Below are 14,658 nucleotides of genomic sequence, written 5' to 3' on the forward strand. Positions count from 1 at the left end.
TGACGATGACGATAAGCCGCAGGACAAGAGCAATACGGGGCAGCGCCGGGCAGCTGACGAGGTGGAAATGGGCACAGCTTAAATTAACCGGCAAAGTGTCTTGACTGACGGGTCCACTTTATTTTGACCGATGAAAAGAAGTGGCGCATTTCCGAGATGTCCGTTCCACGGTTCGGGAACCAGCCATCGGCCTGCAATATCTGCCCCGGCATCGTTGGAACTAGCGGGTGGGCAATGTTGATGCATTAATTGCGACAGGACCACTGGCGCACAACGTAGGTCCGCTGAGCTGAGTGTTGCGCCAGCGTTGCGCAGGATATTGAGCGCGGTCGGGCAGGTGACAATGCGTTCGCAGAGCTTCTTTCGGGCGGCGTGACCGGCATTGAGACTATCCGTATCGTGCAGAGTGAGGGATTCCCCCATTATTTGTCTCCGCGGCGGCCGAGCAGGGGCTGGAGATGATCCCATAAACCCGTTTCCAACACATTCATCGCCCGCTCAAGGTTCACGGTGTCACGATAAGCTGGTACGTCATAGACATCCAGTCGTAGCGTAAGCTCGAGGATTGGCGCCCACTGTTGCAAATGCATCGCGTACGTGCCATTGTCCGACTCGCTTAAATGCTGGGTAATGCGGGATTTGGGCTTGAAACTGCGGCCGACGTAAAGCGTCGTTGAATTGGGGAACGCGCCATTGATGGTGCAAAGATTGTCCTTCTTGTCCTCGAGTTGCCGGGCTTGCTTATGGCACAGTAGTGCTTCGGTGATTGCGCTATTCTCGCCAGAGCCGGCAAGAGAAAAAATATAGATCACGCATTTGCGTTTGTCTGCAGTCTTGTATCCAGTCCGCAGGTCTGTAAGCGCCTCTTTGATCCAGGAATTATCGATCTGGGCCGTGTTGAAATCCAACGAGAATAGGGGCACAAGAGACAGGGTCTGTGCGGTGTCAACTGCTTCGGTAAGGTTCTGTTTGTAGCTGGCAATGGCAGCAGAGACAATATTCTGGTGTTGCATGGTCTAACTATGGAGGAGCAGGCGTACATTTTACCCCTTCCACGGCGCCTGCTTGGATGCCAGCATGGATAGCTTTTGGGAGATGCATCCCCGCCACTGTGGAGCCGGTCGCCGCATGTCGCAGAGCAGGATGGGCCAGAGTCTTAGGGAGGGCGTCAAACTCACTCTTTCCGAGTCTCGTAGCTGTCTTTGGGTACACACTAGGTACACAGCACATGTGAGCAATAACAGGAAACCAGATTCTATATGGTCTTGTCTTAGTCTTTCAAAATTCTGCATCGTAGGCGCTTGGCATAGGTTGATGCTTGTAGCGTTAGGCGCTACAATCGGGCATGATAAAAACTTTTCAGCACAAGGGTCTGAAGGCTTTTTTCGAGACGGGAAGCGTGGCAGGTATTCAAGCTGCCCACGCCCCTAACCTAGGGGCGATGCTGCGCCGTCTGAACGAGGCCACGTCTGCCCAGGGTATGAACCTGCCCGGCTGGGGTTTGCATCCGCTGAAGGGCAAGCATCTCAAGGGCCTCTTTTCGGTATGCGTGAATGGCAACTGGCGGTTGACATTCAGGTTCGAGGGCACGGATGCCATTCTTGTGGATTACCAGGATTATCATTGAGAGAAAATCATGGCACGCATGTTTAACCCACCGCACCCGGGACTGACTTTGCGCGACGACGTACTGCCGGCACTGGGCTTGTCCGTTACCGAAGCCGCGCAGCAGTTGGGCGTGAATCGTGTCACGCTGTCCCGTGTCCTCAATGGGCATGCCGCTATCTCGCCTGAAATGGCGTTGCGCATCGAGGCATGGCTAGGTATTGAGCGCGGCGGCGAAGCTCGCCTTTGGCTCGCTGAACAAAGCGCATACGATGTGTGGCAAGCGGCACAACGATTCATCGACTCGCCCATGCAGGTTCAGCCAGCACCGCTCGCGGCCTGACATTCACCAGCCGTGACCCTTTTGAGGCGGGCTTCCGGCTTCTCTCACGCTATCGTTCCAAGCCTTTCCATTTAAAAATTTTTCTTCACTCTGGGCACACTAATTTTTTGTGATTTTACGTGCGCGAACGCACGTAAACCCGACAGTGGCGGCTCGGCAATCCTGCTATTATTGTTGCGCGCACTGCCCGAAAATGCAGCAGGATGGCGGGGTTGTTGATCCTGCTCATGCCGTGAAAATTGCGCGCAAGTATGCTGGTTGTACGCCGTAAAGTGTTGCCTGGAAAGGGGATACCGTGGAATCGTTACAGAACCAACTACCTGAGGAAGCGGGCGCCATGCAGCCCGCCGCGCCGCCTGTCTACACGCGGCAAACGCTGCCGCCGAAAGGCTCGTGCTGGTATTGCGAAAAACCGCTCGATAGCGTGCGCCGCTTCTGCGGCAAGGAATGCCACGACGCCTTCGACGAAGAAGCCGAATTTACGCGCTGAGCGTGGGCTTGACCCGCGCCAGCGTTGCCAGCGCCGCTTCGTAGTCGAATTCGTGGGCCGCTGCGGCCACTTCCTGAAATACCGCCGTTCCCAGACTGGCCGCCAGCACCGTGGCCGACTGTTCCAGCACATCGATCGCTTCGCCATTCCCCTCGTCCAGCAATCGCGCCAGCCGCGCGATCAGCGCTTGCGCGTTCGCCTGCCGGGGCGGCGGGGACGCCGGGGCGGCGGCAGCGGAATCGACGGCGCCGGCATCCGTGCCGTCCTCGTGGGCGGCAATGGCGCGCAGCACGCTGTCGAGCGCCGCTTGCAGCACATCCAGCGCTGCATGCGCCGCCGCGCCGGATGCCGCGCCGGACTTCGCCAATTCCGCCTCCGTCAGGCCCGCCAGCCGGTGCAGTTCCTGCGCGCCTATCATGCCGGCCGCGCCCTTCATGCTGTGTACCTTCCGTTGTGCCGCCGCTTGCGCGCCGTCGGCCAGCAGCTGGCGCATCTGCGGCACGGCCTGTTCGTAATCCTTGCGGAAACGCAGCAGCACCTGGCGGTATAGGCCGTCATCGTCCATCAGCCGCTCCAGGCCTTCCGCTGTATTGAGGATATGCTGCGCTGTCATCGCACGCTGCCGCCGCTGGTGCCGCAGCTTATCGCGTGGTGAACGACCAGCTGCGGTTCGCGGTCACGCCGTCCACCGTGCCGGTAAAGGTCACGTCGTAGATGGTGGCCGTTTTCAGCACGCTGAGCGGGATGATGGCGGCCGCCTTCACCGGCGTTTCGCGGTCGGTGGCATTGGTCAGCAGGCGCACCGGAAGATCGGCGCCGCCGCGCGGGCGCACCGTGAAGGTCTGCACGTTCACCGTCGCGGTAATGTCGCCCTGCACGCTGATCGGATACCCCACTTCATTCTGGTTCGGCACCGGGTCCGGCGATTCGGTGTCGCTGAAGAAGTTCAGCGGCACGCGGGTCTGGTTGGCGGGCGGGTAGACAGCCAGCTTGCCGCGCCCCACGCCGGCGCCATAGCCGCCGCTGGCGGCCAGGTCGGCGGTGAAATAAGTGTAGCCGTTGCCGGTGGCAGTGCCGATCCCCGCTTCCTTGAACACCGGCTCCAGGATCACGAAGCGGTGGTAGATCGCGCCGATCAGTTCTTCCGCATGGTAGAAGCCGGACGTGTCGGACGCCGCCGAAATCACCTCGCCATAAGCGAACGGCCCCACCAGCGCATAGCCGGCGTTGGCCAGGCGGTCCCCCAGCGAGGCGCCGGTGAAGCCGGGCAGGCCGCTGGTCTGGTCGTGGGTGATGGTGTTGTTCTGCCGCTGGTAATTGGAATGACCCTGCGCCGCCAGGTCCATACGGGCGTTGCGCGCCAGTGCCGCCAGGCCGGTCTGCTGGCGGCGGTAGTTGATCCAGTTGTAGCCGTCCAGCGATGTGTCGCCGGTGAGGGTGGGCGCGCCCGGTTCGGGTACGGTAACAGGAGGCTGCGTGGCCACCGCCGGGGGCGATCCGCCACCGCCGCCGCCGCATGCCGCCAGCAATGCCGCCATGAATGCTGCCGTCAGCGCGGCGGACAGCGAGGTCGACAAGGAGCTCGATCGCGGCGCGGACAGGGGGGCTTTGCTGGTGGGTGGGGTATGCATGGCAGCTCCTCTTGCAGTTGTTCAATTCTATGCGAAAACAAAATGCGCCGACGCCAGCGTCGCACCGCTCAAGTTGAGGTACACCAGATTATCACCGCAAGCGGGGTAAAATACCTCCTCGCTCCCAAAAGTAATATTGCCAGATGACACCAACCAAGCGGCGCCTGCAGCGCGCCAAATTTGCCCTGCCCAGCTTTGTCACCCTGTTGTCGATCGCCTGCGGTTTCGGCAGCATCGTCATCTCGGTCGACAACGCCTATATCGGCAGCGCGCATGACTACCAGATGGCTGCCGTGCTGCTGGTGCTGGCGGGGGTGTTCGACGCGCTGGACGGCTTCGTGGCGCGCGCCACCGGCACCAGCTCCGAGTTCGGCGTGCAGCTCGATTCGATAGCGGACGTGATGAATTTCGGCTGCGCGCCGGCGGTGCTGCTGTACTGCTACGGCTTCGTGCTGCTGGGCCATGAGCACACCACCTTGCTGCGTATGGGCGGCATCGCCAGCTTTATCTTCGTCGCCTGCGGCGCGCTGCGCCTGGCGCGCTTCAACGTGAACGTGGGCCGCACCGACCCGCGCTATTTCGTCGGCATGCCGATTACGGCGGGCGCCGCCTGCGTGGCGTCGGTGGTGGTGGCGTGGCCGGAACCGGCGCGCACGCTGGAGCACGCGGTGCTGATCGTGGTGCTGCTGTTCGCGGTGGGGGGATTGATGGTGTCCACCATCCGGTTCCCGAGCTCCAAGCAGAAGCGGAGCTGGGGCGCGCTGGTGGCGCTGCTGGTGTGCCTTGGTTTGATGCTGTGGCTCACCACGGCCTTCTTCGCGCTGTTCTTCGCCGTGTACGTGGCGTTCACGCTGGCCTTGAACCTGGCCTGGAAATACGGCTGGACCGGCATTGCGCCGCCAGCCGTCTACGACGACGAGACGCCGTAAGCTCCAAGCCTTACGCCACCTCGTGCCCGCGCGCCGCGCGCAGGATCTCGAACCACTGCTGGCGGCTCAAGGTGAACTGCGTCGCCTGCACCGCTTCCTCGATCGCCGCGATGCGGCCCGAGCCCGTCAGCGGCACCGGTTTGCACGGCAGCTGCATAATCCACGCGAACACCACAGATGCGAACGGACGCTGAACCTCGTCCGCCACCTGCTGGATGGCCGCGCGCAAACGCTCGCCGGCCGCGTCGCCGCCGCTGAACAGGCGTCCGCCGCCCAGCGGCGACCAGATCATCGGCGCCACGCCCAGGTCCTGCAGGCCGTCGAAGGTTTCGTCGAACATCGGCGCCAGGTGCAGCGGCGAGAATTCAACCTGGTTCGTCGCCAGCGCAATGCGCCGGTTCAGCGCCTCGAACTGGTGGCGGCTGAAGTTGGACACGCCGAAATGCTTCACCTTTCCCTCGCCGCGCAAGCGCGTGAAGGTGGCCGCCATCTCGTCGAAGTCCATCAGCGGGTCAGGGCGGTGGATCAGCAGCAGGTCCAGGTAACCGGTGCCCAGCTGGCGCAGCGAGTTCTCCACCGAGGCGGTGATGTGCGCCGCCGTGGTGTCGTAATGCTGGATGGTGTGCTCGGGGCGGTTCGGCGACAGCAGCTTGATGCCGCACTTGCTCACGATCTGCATCCGTTCGCGCAGCGCCGGCTTCAGTGCCAGCGCTTCGCCGAACAGCGCTTCCACGCCGTAGCCGCCATAGATGTCCGCATGGTCGAAGCTGGTCACGCCCAGCTCCAGGCACTGCTCGATGAAGGCCAGGCGCTGCTGCGGCGCCATGTCCCACTCGGTCATGCGCCACATGCCCGCCACGATGCGGGACAGCTGCAGTCCTTCCGCGCGCGCCGTCATTATTTCAGCCACAGGCGCACGGAGTCCCATGCGCGGCCGAAGATGGACGCCTGCGGCACGCCTTCCAGCGCCACCACCGGCAGTTCCAGCAGCGGCTTGCCGTCCACCATCATCTTCACCGAACCGACACGGGTGTTTTCAGCCAACGGCGCCACCAGCGGGTCCTTGCGTTCCAGCACCGGTTTCATCTTGCCGGCCACGCCTTTCGGCACCGTCACCAGCACGTCATGCGCGAAGCCGATTTTCACCTTGTTGGACGAGCCTTTCCAGATTTCCGGCGTATCGATGGCTTGCCCCTTGCTGTACAGGCGTACCGTATCGAAATTCTGGAAGCCCCAGTTCAGCAGCTTCTGGCTTTCGGCCGTGCGCGCGCCGTCGGAGGTGGTGCCCAGCACCACCGAGATCAGGCGGCGCTCGCCGAAGTTGCCGTTCGGGCGGCGCGCGGACGCGATCATGCAGTAGCCGGCCGCTTCGGTGTGACCGGTCTTCATGCCGTCCACGGTCGGATCCAGCCACAGCAGGCGGTTGCGGTTCGGCTGGGTAATCTTGTTGTAGGTGAAGCTCTTCACCGAGTCGATCTTGTAGAACTCGGGGTAGTCGGCGATCACGCGCTTGGCCAGCACCGACAGGTCTTGCGCGGTGGAATAGTTTTCCGGGCTGGGCAGGCCGTGCGGGTTGGCGAAGCGGGTCTGGGTCAGGCCCATGCGCTGCGCTTCGCGGTTCATCAGGGTGACGAAGGTGCCTTCGTCGCCGGCCACGGCTTCGGCCAGCGCCACGGCTGCGTCATTGCCGGACTGCACCATCAGGCCGTGCAGCAGGTCGTTGATGGAAACCGGCACGGCAGGGTCGATGAACATCTTCGAGCTGCTCGAATCCACTTTCCAGGCGCGCACCGACACGTTCACCTTCTGGTTGATGTCGATTTTCTTGTCGCGCAGGGCCTGGAAGGTCAGGTAGGCCGTCATGATCTTGGTCAGCGAAGCCGGCTCGATGCGCATGTTCGGGTCTTGCGACGCGATGATCTGGCCGCTGGTCATGTCCAGCAGCAGCCACGACTTGGCGGCGATAGTGGGAGCAGGGAGGGTTTGCGCGACGGCGGAGGTGATGAACAGCACGCTGGTGGCGAGTGCCGCGAGGTATTTTTTCATGTGTCTTTAATGCGGTGGGTGTAAAAAGCGAATGCGGGACATTATAGGCCTCAAGCCGCCTCGTCGGCGCCCTTCTGGCCGGAATTCCACAGCGCCGAGACCCAGGTCTTGATGTGGCCCAGCTTGCGGTGGAAGAAATGGTCGGCGCCGGGGATCACCAGCACGGGGATGTCCTGCGGGCGCGCCCAGTCCAGCACGTGCAGCAGCGGAATGGTGTCGTCGTTCTCGCCGTGGATCAAAATGGTGTCCGCCGGCACGTCGGCCAGCTCCCATTTTTTGGCAGCCGTACCCACCAGTACCAGGCGCTCGACAGGCGTGCCGGCCTCGGCCAGGCGCCTGGCCAGGTGCGACTGCACATAGGTGCCGAAGGAGAAGCCGCCCAGCGCCACCGGCAGGCCGGGGAATTTCTGCACCATGTGCTGGTACAGCAGGCCCATGTCGTCGGTTTCGCCGTGGCCGTGGTCATGCACGCCTTCGGAGGCGCCCACGCCGCGGAAGTTGATGCGCGCCACCACGTAGCCCAGGCCGACGAAGGTGCGCATCAGCGTGACGGCCACCTTGTTGTCCATGGTGCCGCCGTACAGCGGGTGCGGGTGCGCCACCAGGGCTACGCCGCGCGGTTCGCCTGCCGGCAGGTCGATCAGGCCTTCCATCTGGCCGGCGCCGCCGGGCAGGGTGAATTTTTCCGAGCTCTTGTTCATCATATCTTCAGGCGCTCCACCACTTTGCCGCCAACCAGGTGGCTGTCGACGATTTCGTCAATATCCGTGGTGTCCACGAAGGTGTACCAGGTGCCTTCCGGATAAACCACCATCACCGGGCCTTCTTCGCAGCGGTCCATGCAGCCGGCCTGGTTGATGCGCACCTTGCCCTGGCCGTTGATGCCGAGCTCCTTGCAGCGTTTTTTCGCGTGTTTTTGCGCTACTTCCGCGCCGTGGTCGCCGCAGCTGTTGCGGCCGTCGTCCCGTTTGTTCATGCAGAAGAACACGTGACGTTCAAAATAGGGTTTGTTGTCGCTCATGGCATTGCCTCGCTGTATCGTTCAGGCGTAATGATACCCGCCTACGGCCGGTTCAGCTTGTGGGACGGGAGGAGCAGGAACCAGAGCGCGAAAAACGGCCACAGCAGCGACAGGAATTGCGCCGCGCCGTTGAAGTTGAGGAACTTGCCCTGTACCCAGCCTTGCAGGGTGGACAGGAAGTAAGGATTGACCGGCGTGGTGTTGACGATGAGCAGGCTGAGCAGCAAGGTCAGCGCGGCCAGGCGGCGCTGCGCCAGCTGCGGCGCGAAGGCCAGCCCGGCCAGCATGATAGCGCCGATCAGGAAGCCGCCCTGCGCGCCCGGCGTAATCCACACGAAGGCGTTCTCCGGCGAGAACAGCAGCGCCGTCGCCAGCGACTTCACCACCACGGCCGCGCTGGCCAGGCCGATCAGCAGCCCGGCGCGCGGCGCGTGCTTGCGCATCAGGCACAGCAAAGTCAGGCCGGCGCCCACCATGCCGCAGGCGGTGATGATGGTTTCGGACAGCCAGTACTGCTCCACCGTCAGTTCCACGCCTGGGCGCATCAGCTCCACCAGGTCGATATTCGTGTCGAGCAGGCCGGACAGCCAGTCGGAAAGGATGGGCAGCAGCTGGCCGTGGCCGAACAGGAATCCCTGCGGGTAGATTTGCGCCAGCGGCCACAAGGCCATCAGCACCAGGCCCTGGCTGGTGTGCTGCACGAACCAGCGCTGGCGCAGGCGGTACAAGTGGCTGCCGTCCAGCAGCTTGGTCACGGTCAGGGTGCCGAACAGCGCGCCCATGGCGGCGCCGGCGGCGTTGGTGTAGAAGTCCAGGTTGGACGACACGCGGCTGGGCAGATAGGTCTGCACCGCTTCCATGATGCCGGACACCAGTACGCCGCACGCAGCCGCCACCAGGAAGGCGATCAGGCCGCGCACGCGCGGATACAGCGCGTACACCACCAGCGCGCCGAAGGGCATATAGCCCACCACGTTGATGATGGCGTCGAACTTGGTCCAGTAGCGCGGCATGCTGGTGTGTTCGAGGAAGATCAGCGGCGACAGGCCCTGGTTCAGCCAGCCGGAGAAGGGGAACCAGCTGGCGTACACGATCAGCAGCAGGTAGGCCAGCAGCGTCGCGCGCGCCACCGGCGACGGCATGCGGGGCTGGACTGTTGTTTCCGTTACGCTCACAACGTTATGCTCACGGCTGCGATGCCTGGGCCGAAGGCTGCGGCAGGGCCGCCAGCCAGGCCAGGATGTCGGCCGCGATGGCGTCGGACGACGCGGCCAGCGCGCGCGCGCCGCCCGCCGCGTCGGCGCTCGGCGCTGCGGTGCTGCGCGTGAAGGTCTTCTGGTCCACCAGCTTGTGGTTGCGGAACAGCGAGGCGCGCAGCGACACCTGGCCGCTGCTGCTGGTCTGGCTGGCGAAGTTCTGCGAAAAGTCGTCCGCTTCCAGGCGCAGCACCGGCATGCCGACGGCGGCGTCGGTGGTGGCCAGCACTTTCACGCCGGCCTGCGCCAGGCGCGCGCGCAGGCGCTGCGTCAGCAGCTGCAGCGGCGTTACGCTCCATGCGTTCTGCGAATAGGGGCGGGCCTGCTGCGCGTCCGCGTACAGCAGGCGGTAATACATGCGGTTGCTGTCCAGCGAGGCGGGCCCGTTCACGTCCGCCACCACCAGCGCGGGGATGGCTGCCGCCGGCACGGTGGCCGCTGCTGCGGCCGGAGCGGCGGACAGCGGGCCGAAATCGTAGACGGTGGTGCCGGCGCTCTTGGTGGCGCAGCCGCTGACAAACAATGCCAAGGCCAATGCAGCGGCGGCAGTTGCAGTGAGGTTTGGTTTCATCATGCTCCTTCTTCTTATTTGGCGGCGGGCGCAGGCGGGCTGAAGCCGGCTTCGCCCGGCCCCGGCGCGCCGTCCGGGTTGCCGAACAGGATGCTTTGCGGCCTGTCGTTCAGGGTGTTCATGGTGCGGCGCACGGCGCGCATCGAGGAACGCGTTTCATCGGTCAGCGCGTTAATGTTCGGCAGCGTCTCCAGTTCCACGCCGCCGGCCACCGTCTCCAGCGACAGGCCAACCCGGTCCACGGTGCTGTTCAACCGCGAAATGGCGCCGTTCGGGCCCTGCAGGCTGGCCGACAGCTTGGTGGCGTCCTCCGCCAGCTGGTTCACCGCCGCCAGGCTGCCTTGCGCCTGCTCCACCAGCTTGGGCAGCTTGTCGAAAGTGGGGCCGAGCTGCGCCGGCAGGGCGCGGTACTCGCGCGCGGTCTCGCTCACGTCGGTGAAGGCGCCCAGGATGGCTTTCTGGTTATCGGGACTGAGCAGGATGCTCAGATCGTCCGTCACCTTCTCCGCCTTGGACAGGATGGCCTTGCCGCGTTTCTCCAGCTGGTCGAACAGGCCAGGGTGCAGCGGAATGCGGGTCGGATTGTCCTTGTTGGTTGGCAGGCGCGGCTGGCCCACCGATTCATCGTCCAGCTGGATATAGGCGATGCCGGTCACGCCCTGGTAGCCCAGCGTGGCAAAGGTGGTCCTGGTGATCGGCGTTTCCGGGTCCACGCTCAGGTGCACCAGGATCTGTCCCGCCACCTTGGCATCGAAATCGATGGCGTCCACCTTGCCCACTTCCAGGCCGCGGTAGCGCACCGCCGCCTGCGGGTTCAGGCCGGGCACCGACAGCGTGGTGGCGATCAGGTAGGGATTGCGCTCCACGCGGTCGCGGTTGAACCAGACCCCGAACAGCACCGCCGCAATCAGCAGCGATATCGTGAAGAAGCCCGTCATTAATGCGTGCGATCTGTTTTCCATGCCTACTCCTTGTTTTTGCTTTCATCGAGTGCTTCCAGCGCGCGTTTGCCGCGGTCGCCGAGGAAGAACTCCTTGATGAAGGGATGATCCACCTTGATCACTTCGCGCGTCGGTCCGATGGCGATCACATGCTTTTCCGCCAGCACGGCGATGCGGGTGGACAGGGCGAACAGCGTGTCCAGGTCGTGCGTCACCATCACCACCGTCAGCCCCAGTTCGCGGTGCAGCGACTTGATCAGCTTGACGAAGCTTTCCGAGCGGTCCGGGTCCAGGCCGGCGGTGGGCTCGTCCAGGAACAGCAGCTTCGGTTCCAGCACCAGCGCGCGCGCCAGCGCCACCCGCTTAACCATGCCGCCGGACAGGTCGGACGGCATCTTGTTGGCGTGCTCGGGGCCGAGGTCCACCATGTTCATCTTCAGCAGCACCGCGTCGCGGATCAGGTCCGGCGGCAGCACGCGCAGTTCGCGCATCGGCTGGGCGATGTTCTCGAACACCGTCAGCGCCGAATACAGCGCGCCCTGCTGGAACAGCATGCCCCAGTGGTTGCGCAGCTGCTGCAGGTGCTCGGCGTTGGCTTCGCTGATGTCCTCGCCGAAAATGCGCACGCAGCCCTTGCTGGGGCGCTCCAGGCCCAGCATCTGGCGCAGCAGCACGGTCTTGCCGGTGCCCGAACCGCCCACGATGGACAGGATCTCGCCCTGTTCGATTTCCAGGTTCAGGTCCTGGTGCACCACGGTGCGGCCGAACTTGGTCTGCAGGTTGGTGATCTCCACCACCGGCACGCTGCCGTCCAGCGTCAGCTTGCCTTCGCCTTCGGGGCAGCCGCAACTCTCTTCGGGAGCCTGGGTTGGGTCGGGAGTCTGGTCCATCAGTAGCCTACCCCGTTGAAGACGATGGCGAACACCGCGTCCGCCAGGATCACCACCGTAATCGCCGTCACCACCGAGGTAGTGGTGCCGCGTCCCAGGCTCTCCGTGTTCGGCTTGATGCGCAGGCCGAAGTGGCAGGACACCAGCGCAATCAGCACGCCGAACACCACGCCTTTCAGCAGGCCGATAAGGTAGTTCGCCAGCGGCACCGCGTCCGGCAGCTTCTGGATGAAGTAGCGCGCCGACAGGTTCAGCTCCACCTTGGCCGACACCATGCCGCCGATCAGCGCCATGGTGTCGGTCCAGATCACCAGCAGCGGCATGGAGATGGCGAGCGCTATCACCTTGGGCAGTATCAAACGGAAGCCGTGCGAAATGCCCATCACCAGCATGGCGTCCAGTTCCTCGGTCACCCGCATCACGCCCAGCTGCGCCGTGATGGACGAACCGGAGCGGCCCGCCACCAGGATCGCCGCCAGCAGCGGCCCCAGTTCGCGGATCACGCTCATGCCGAGCAGGTTCACGAGATAGATGTCGCCGCCGAAGGTGCGCAGCTGCTGCGCCGACAGGAAGGACAGCACCACGCCGATCAGGAAGCCCACCAGCGCGGTGATGCCCAGCGCCTGGAAGCCGGCGTGGTAGACGTTGGCCGAAATCTCGCGCCACGGGCCGCGCATGGGGTTGCGCATGAAGCGCCAGGCGTCCTGCGTCACCTGGCCGATCAGCCGCACGAAGCCGGCCAGGTGCTCGCCAAAGTCCATGATGGCGAAGCCCAGCTTCATCACGGGCGTGAGGCGGTGCTTGCGCGGGTGCTGGAGCTCCAGCGTGCCGGTGGATTCGAGGCGCTTGAAGAATTCTTCGTGTTCGGGCGCCATTTGCAGGGATGCTGGCCGGGTCTTGCCCCAGGCATTCCATAAAAGCTGGGCGCCGATGTGGTCCATCGCCTCGATGGCGCGCAAATCCCACTGCGGGCTTTTGCCCTTGAGCTGTTTCAGCGTGGCCGTGACGGCGCGCATGGGCTGGCGGTGGGCCAGTGCATGGACTTGCCAGGTGCCGCTGGCCGTGACCGTAGCCCCCGGTGCGCTGCCGGAGCTGATGGTGAGGGTGGGCACGGGGTTAGTTGGCATGGCTCAAGTGTAAGTGACTTTCTACTACTGCGCCACCCGGTACGGTGGCGGTTCTGGCGGCTTACGCCGCCAAATGCCGTGCCTGCCGCTGCGGCGCCGGATGGTGCACATGCGCGGCCGGCTTGCCCTTGGGCGCGAAGTCCCCCGCCAGCAACTGCGCCGCCGCCTCCGCGTCCATGCCCGCATGCACCAGCCAGCGCTGCACCATGGCCGCCAGGCGGTCCAGCGCAATGCGGTGCGTGGCGTCCGTGTTCGCGTACAGCCAGTCCGAGAATGCCATGAAATTCTGGAACGGCATCTCTCCCAAAAGAGTCGGCAGGGTGTGCGTAAAACGGCCCGAATTGGCCACCAGGTCCCAGTAGCGGGCGAAACGCACCAGCCGCTGCATGGTCTGGAAATCGATATTATTGTTGGCCAGGATGGTGTACGGCGGATGCGGATCGAACACCAGTCCGAACGGCTCCGTGTGGCGGATGATGGGCGTTCCGCGCAAGCGCTTCAGGATGCCGAACTGGATTTCGTGCGGCCCCAGCGCCCACAGCTTGTTGAAGCCCTCGGCGAAACTCTCCACCGTCTCCCCCGGCAGGCCGGCGATCAGGTCCACGTGCATGTGCGCGGTGGAGTGGTCGCACAGCCAGCGGATATTGTCGGCCGCCTTCTGGTTGTCCTGCTTGCGGCTCACCAGCGTCTGCACCTCCGGATTGAAGCTCTGGATGCCGATCTCGAACTGCAGCGCGCCGTGCGGGAACTTGGCGATGCCTTCCTTCAGCGCGTCCGGCAGATGGTCCGGCACCAGTTCGAAGTGGGCGTAGACCGGATCGTCCGGATTCGCCTCCAGCTTATCGAGGAAGAACTGCATGATCTTCAGGCTGGTCTTGATATTCAGGTTGAAGGTGCGGTCCACGAACTTGAACAGCCGCGCGCCGCGCGCGTGCAGCCCCTCCATCTCCGCCAGGAAGGTGTCGATATTGAAGGGCCAGGCTGTCTTGTCCAGCGCGGACAGGCAGAACTCGCACTTGAACGGACAACCGCGCGAAGCCTCCACATAGATGGTGCGGTTTTTGATATCGTCGTCCGAATACAGCGAGTAGGGCAGCTTCAGCTCCGCCATCGGCGGCTGGTGGCCGGCGTGCACCTTCATGATCGGCTTGGGGCCGTTCAGGATCTCGTTGCACACCTTGGGGAAGGTCACGTCGCCCCAGCCGGTGATCACATAGTCCGCCAGCCGCGCAATCTCCTGCTCGTTCGTTTCGTACGACACTTCCGGCCCGCCCAGCACCACCACCACCTCCGGCGCCACGCGCTTCAGCATGCCCACGACCTTATTGGTCTCTTCGACGTTCCATATATAGATGCCGAAACCGACAATGCGCGGCTTGTGCGCCAGGATGCGCTCCACGATCTCCGTGGTCTTGGCGCCGATCACGAACTCCTGGATCTTCGTCTGCTCCTGCAGCTCCCCCATGTTCGCGAGCAGGTAGCGCAAGCCCAGGGAAGCATGGGTGTAGCGCGCATTGAGGGTGGAGAGCAGGATAGTCATGGGAACGGGCGAAGAATAAGACGGCAAAGGAGCCATTTTACCCTTGCCAAGCTCTGGCGGCTTCTATATAGTTCTGCCTCCCGACGCACACAGTGTGTGGGGTGAAAAAAACAGGGGTTGACGAGCTGCACGAAACACCGCATAATCTCGCCTCTCTGCTGCTGAACAAAACGCTTCAGCAAGTAACGCAGAATTCTTTAAAAATTAACAGTCGATAAGTGTGGGCGTTTGATGATGATGCCGGAGGCGCAAGCCTCTTAGCTCAAAT

At 63.5% G+C, this 14,658-nt stretch carries 18 protein-coding genes; 4 read left to right on the forward strand and 14 right to left on the reverse strand.

Translation table 11 applies throughout. The features are described from left to right. Nucleotides 1-78: 78 nt before the first annotated feature. The gene (locus AC56DV_RS04235; protein WP_496313059.1) at nt 79-423 is read right to left on the reverse strand and encodes a hypothetical protein; all 345 of its coding nucleotides are present in this window, start codon (nt 421-423) and stop codon (nt 79-81) included. After that, nucleotides 423-1,013 (reverse strand): hypothetical protein, encoded by a 591-nt coding sequence (locus AC56DV_RS04240; protein ID WP_496313060.1) that lies wholly within the window; start codon nt 1,011-1,013, stop codon nt 423-425. Before AC56DV_RS04240 ends, AC56DV_RS04235 begins: the two co-directional genes overlap by 1 nt. Before the next feature lie 332 nt (nt 1,014-1,345). Here AC56DV_RS04240 and AC56DV_RS04245 point away from each other — a divergent pair, with 332 nt between their 5' ends. The 3 genes from AC56DV_RS04245 to AC56DV_RS04255 all read left to right on the forward strand — a co-directional run bounded on the left by AC56DV_RS04245 (nt 1,346) and on the right by AC56DV_RS04255 (nt 2,438). Continuing rightward, nucleotides 1,346-1,627 carry a type II toxin-antitoxin system RelE/ParE family toxin gene (locus tag AC56DV_RS04245; protein ID WP_496313061.1) on the forward strand — a complete coding sequence of 94 codons (282 nt, stop codon included), beginning with the start codon at nt 1,346-1,348 and terminating at the stop codon, nt 1,625-1,627. 9 nt (nt 1,628-1,636) lie between these two features. Beyond that, a complete protein-coding gene (locus tag AC56DV_RS04250) occupies nt 1,637-1,948 on the forward strand; it encodes a HigA family addiction module antitoxin (RefSeq protein WP_496313062.1) in 312 nt (103 codons plus the stop codon). 295 nt (nt 1,949-2,243) lie between these two features. After that, nucleotides 2,244-2,438 carry a hypothetical protein gene (locus AC56DV_RS04255; RefSeq protein ID WP_496313063.1) on the forward strand — a complete coding sequence of 65 codons (195 nt, stop codon included), beginning with the start codon at nt 2,244-2,246 and terminating at the stop codon, nt 2,436-2,438. Here the strand turns inward: AC56DV_RS04255 and AC56DV_RS04260 are convergent. Together AC56DV_RS04260 and AC56DV_RS04265 are read right to left on the reverse strand one after the other, a co-directional pair. After that, nucleotides 2,428-3,051 carry an Hpt domain-containing protein gene (locus AC56DV_RS04260; protein ID WP_496313064.1) on the reverse strand — a complete coding sequence of 208 codons (624 nt, stop codon included), beginning with the start codon at nt 3,049-3,051 and terminating at the stop codon, nt 2,428-2,430. The two genes, AC56DV_RS04255 and AC56DV_RS04260, sit on opposite strands and share 11 nt — an antisense overlap. 28 nt (nt 3,052-3,079) lie before the next feature. Next, a complete protein-coding gene (locus AC56DV_RS04265; protein WP_496313065.1) occupies nt 3,080-4,069 on the reverse strand; it encodes a CAP domain-containing protein in 990 nt (329 codons plus the stop codon). A 143-nt stretch (nt 4,070-4,212) separates the two neighbouring features. Here AC56DV_RS04265 and pssA point away from each other — a divergent pair, with 143 nt between their 5' ends. Continuing rightward, entirely contained in the window at nt 4,213-4,998 is a 786-nt protein-coding gene (pssA, locus tag AC56DV_RS04270) for a CDP-diacylglycerol--serine O-phosphatidyltransferase (RefSeq protein ID WP_496313066.1), read from the forward strand. A gap of 10 nt (nt 4,999-5,008) precedes the next feature. Here the strand turns inward: pssA and AC56DV_RS04275 are convergent, their stop codons facing one another. The 10 genes from AC56DV_RS04275 to AC56DV_RS04320 form a co-directional block, all read right to left on the reverse strand. Further along, nucleotides 5,009-5,896 (reverse strand): aldo/keto reductase, encoded by an 888-nt coding sequence (locus tag AC56DV_RS04275; RefSeq protein ID WP_496313067.1) that lies wholly within the window; start codon nt 5,894-5,896, stop codon nt 5,009-5,011. Continuing rightward, nucleotides 5,896-7,044 (reverse strand): D-alanyl-D-alanine carboxypeptidase family protein, encoded by a 1,149-nt coding sequence (locus AC56DV_RS04280; protein WP_496313068.1) that lies wholly within the window; start codon nt 7,042-7,044, stop codon nt 5,896-5,898. Before AC56DV_RS04280 ends, AC56DV_RS04275 begins: the two co-directional genes overlap by 1 nt. 50 nt (nt 7,045-7,094) lie before the next feature. Continuing rightward, nucleotides 7,095-7,745, reverse strand: coding sequence for an alpha/beta hydrolase (locus AC56DV_RS04285; RefSeq protein ID WP_496313075.1), 651 nt, complete (start codon nt 7,743-7,745; stop codon nt 7,095-7,097). Further along, nucleotides 7,745-8,065 (reverse strand): (2Fe-2S) ferredoxin domain-containing protein, encoded by a 321-nt coding sequence (locus AC56DV_RS04290; protein ID WP_496313069.1) that lies wholly within the window; start codon nt 8,063-8,065, stop codon nt 7,745-7,747. Before AC56DV_RS04290 ends, AC56DV_RS04285 begins: the two co-directional genes overlap by 1 nt. Nucleotides 8,066-8,106: 41 nt before the next feature. Further along, nucleotides 8,107-9,207 (reverse strand): VanZ family protein, encoded by a 1,101-nt coding sequence (locus tag AC56DV_RS04295; protein WP_496313076.1) that lies wholly within the window; start codon nt 9,205-9,207, stop codon nt 8,107-8,109. Nucleotides 9,208-9,250: 43 nt separating this feature from the next. Next, on the reverse strand, nt 9,251-9,895 hold the full coding sequence (locus tag AC56DV_RS04300) for an ABC-type transport auxiliary lipoprotein family protein (protein WP_496313070.1): 645 nt from the start codon (nt 9,893-9,895) through the stop codon (nt 9,251-9,253). An 11-nt stretch (nt 9,896-9,906) separates the two neighbouring features. Continuing rightward, the gene (locus AC56DV_RS04305; RefSeq protein WP_496313071.1) at nt 9,907-10,854 is read right to left on the reverse strand and encodes an MlaD family protein; all 948 of its coding nucleotides are present in this window, start codon (nt 10,852-10,854) and stop codon (nt 9,907-9,909) included. Nucleotides 10,855-10,856: 2 nt separating this feature from the next. Beyond that, a complete protein-coding gene (locus AC56DV_RS04310) occupies nt 10,857-11,723 on the reverse strand; it encodes an ABC transporter ATP-binding protein (protein WP_496313072.1) in 867 nt (288 codons plus the stop codon). Further along, a complete protein-coding gene (locus AC56DV_RS04315) occupies nt 11,723-12,850 on the reverse strand; it encodes an MlaE family ABC transporter permease (protein ID WP_496313073.1) in 1,128 nt (375 codons plus the stop codon). Before AC56DV_RS04315 ends, AC56DV_RS04310 begins: the two co-directional genes overlap by 1 nt. A gap of 61 nt (nt 12,851-12,911) precedes the next feature. Next, on the reverse strand, nt 12,912-14,390 hold the full coding sequence (locus AC56DV_RS04320; protein ID WP_496313074.1) for a B12-binding domain-containing radical SAM protein: 1,479 nt from the start codon (nt 14,388-14,390) through the stop codon (nt 12,912-12,914). Between the last annotated feature and the right edge of the window lie 268 nt (nt 14,391-14,658).

It is taken from the genome of Massilia sp. BGA-UO-ETr-WB1 (assembly GCF_059567845.1).

Bases quoted from the DNA above. Each gene is read 5' to 3' on its own strand.
- AC56DV_RS04235 (WP_496313059.1), bottom strand. From the start codon at position 423: ATGGGGGAATCCCTCACTCTGCACGATACGGATAGTCTCAATGCCGGT.
- AC56DV_RS04240 (WP_496313060.1), bottom strand. From the start codon at position 1,013: ATGCAACACCAGAATATTGTCTCTGCTGCCATTGCCAGCTACAAACAG.
- AC56DV_RS04245 (WP_496313061.1), top strand. From the start codon at position 1,346: ATGATAAAAACTTTTCAGCACAAGGGTCTGAAGGCTTTTTTCGAGACG.
- AC56DV_RS04250 (WP_496313062.1), top strand. From the start codon at position 1,637: ATGGCACGCATGTTTAACCCACCGCACCCGGGACTGACTTTGCGCGAC.
- AC56DV_RS04260 (WP_496313064.1), bottom strand. From the start codon at position 3,051: ATGACAGCGCAGCATATCCTCAATACAGCGGAAGGCCTGGAGCGGCTG.
- AC56DV_RS04265 (WP_496313065.1), bottom strand. From the start codon at position 4,069: ATGCATACCCCACCCACCAGCAAAGCCCCCCTGTCCGCGCCGCGATCG.
- pssA (WP_496313066.1), top strand. From the start codon at position 4,213: ATGACACCAACCAAGCGGCGCCTGCAGCGCGCCAAATTTGCCCTGCCC.
- AC56DV_RS04275 (WP_496313067.1), bottom strand. From the start codon at position 5,896: ATGACGGCGCGCGCGGAAGGACTGCAGCTGTCCCGCATCGTGGCGGGC.
- AC56DV_RS04280 (WP_496313068.1), bottom strand. From the start codon at position 7,044: ATGAAAAAATACCTCGCGGCACTCGCCACCAGCGTGCTGTTCATCACC.
- AC56DV_RS04285 (WP_496313075.1), bottom strand. From the start codon at position 7,745: ATGAACAAGAGCTCGGAAAAATTCACCCTGCCCGGCGGCGCCGGCCAG.
- AC56DV_RS04290 (WP_496313069.1), bottom strand. From the start codon at position 8,065: ATGAGCGACAACAAACCCTATTTTGAACGTCACGTGTTCTTCTGCATG.
- AC56DV_RS04295 (WP_496313076.1), bottom strand. From the start codon at position 9,207: ATGCCGTCGCCGGTGGCGCGCGCGACGCTGCTGGCCTACCTGCTGCTG.
- AC56DV_RS04300 (WP_496313070.1), bottom strand. From the start codon at position 9,895: ATGATGAAACCAAACCTCACTGCAACTGCCGCCGCTGCATTGGCCTTG.
- AC56DV_RS04305 (WP_496313071.1), bottom strand. From the start codon at position 10,854: ATGGAAAACAGATCGCACGCATTAATGACGGGCTTCTTCACGATATCG.
- AC56DV_RS04310 (WP_496313072.1), bottom strand. From the start codon at position 11,723: ATGGACCAGACTCCCGACCCAACCCAGGCTCCCGAAGAGAGTTGCGGC.
- AC56DV_RS04315 (WP_496313073.1), bottom strand. From the start codon at position 12,850: ATGCCAACTAACCCCGTGCCCACCCTCACCATCAGCTCCGGCAGCGCA.
- AC56DV_RS04320 (WP_496313074.1), bottom strand. From the start codon at position 14,390: ATGACTATCCTGCTCTCCACCCTCAATGCGCGCTACACCCATGCTTCC.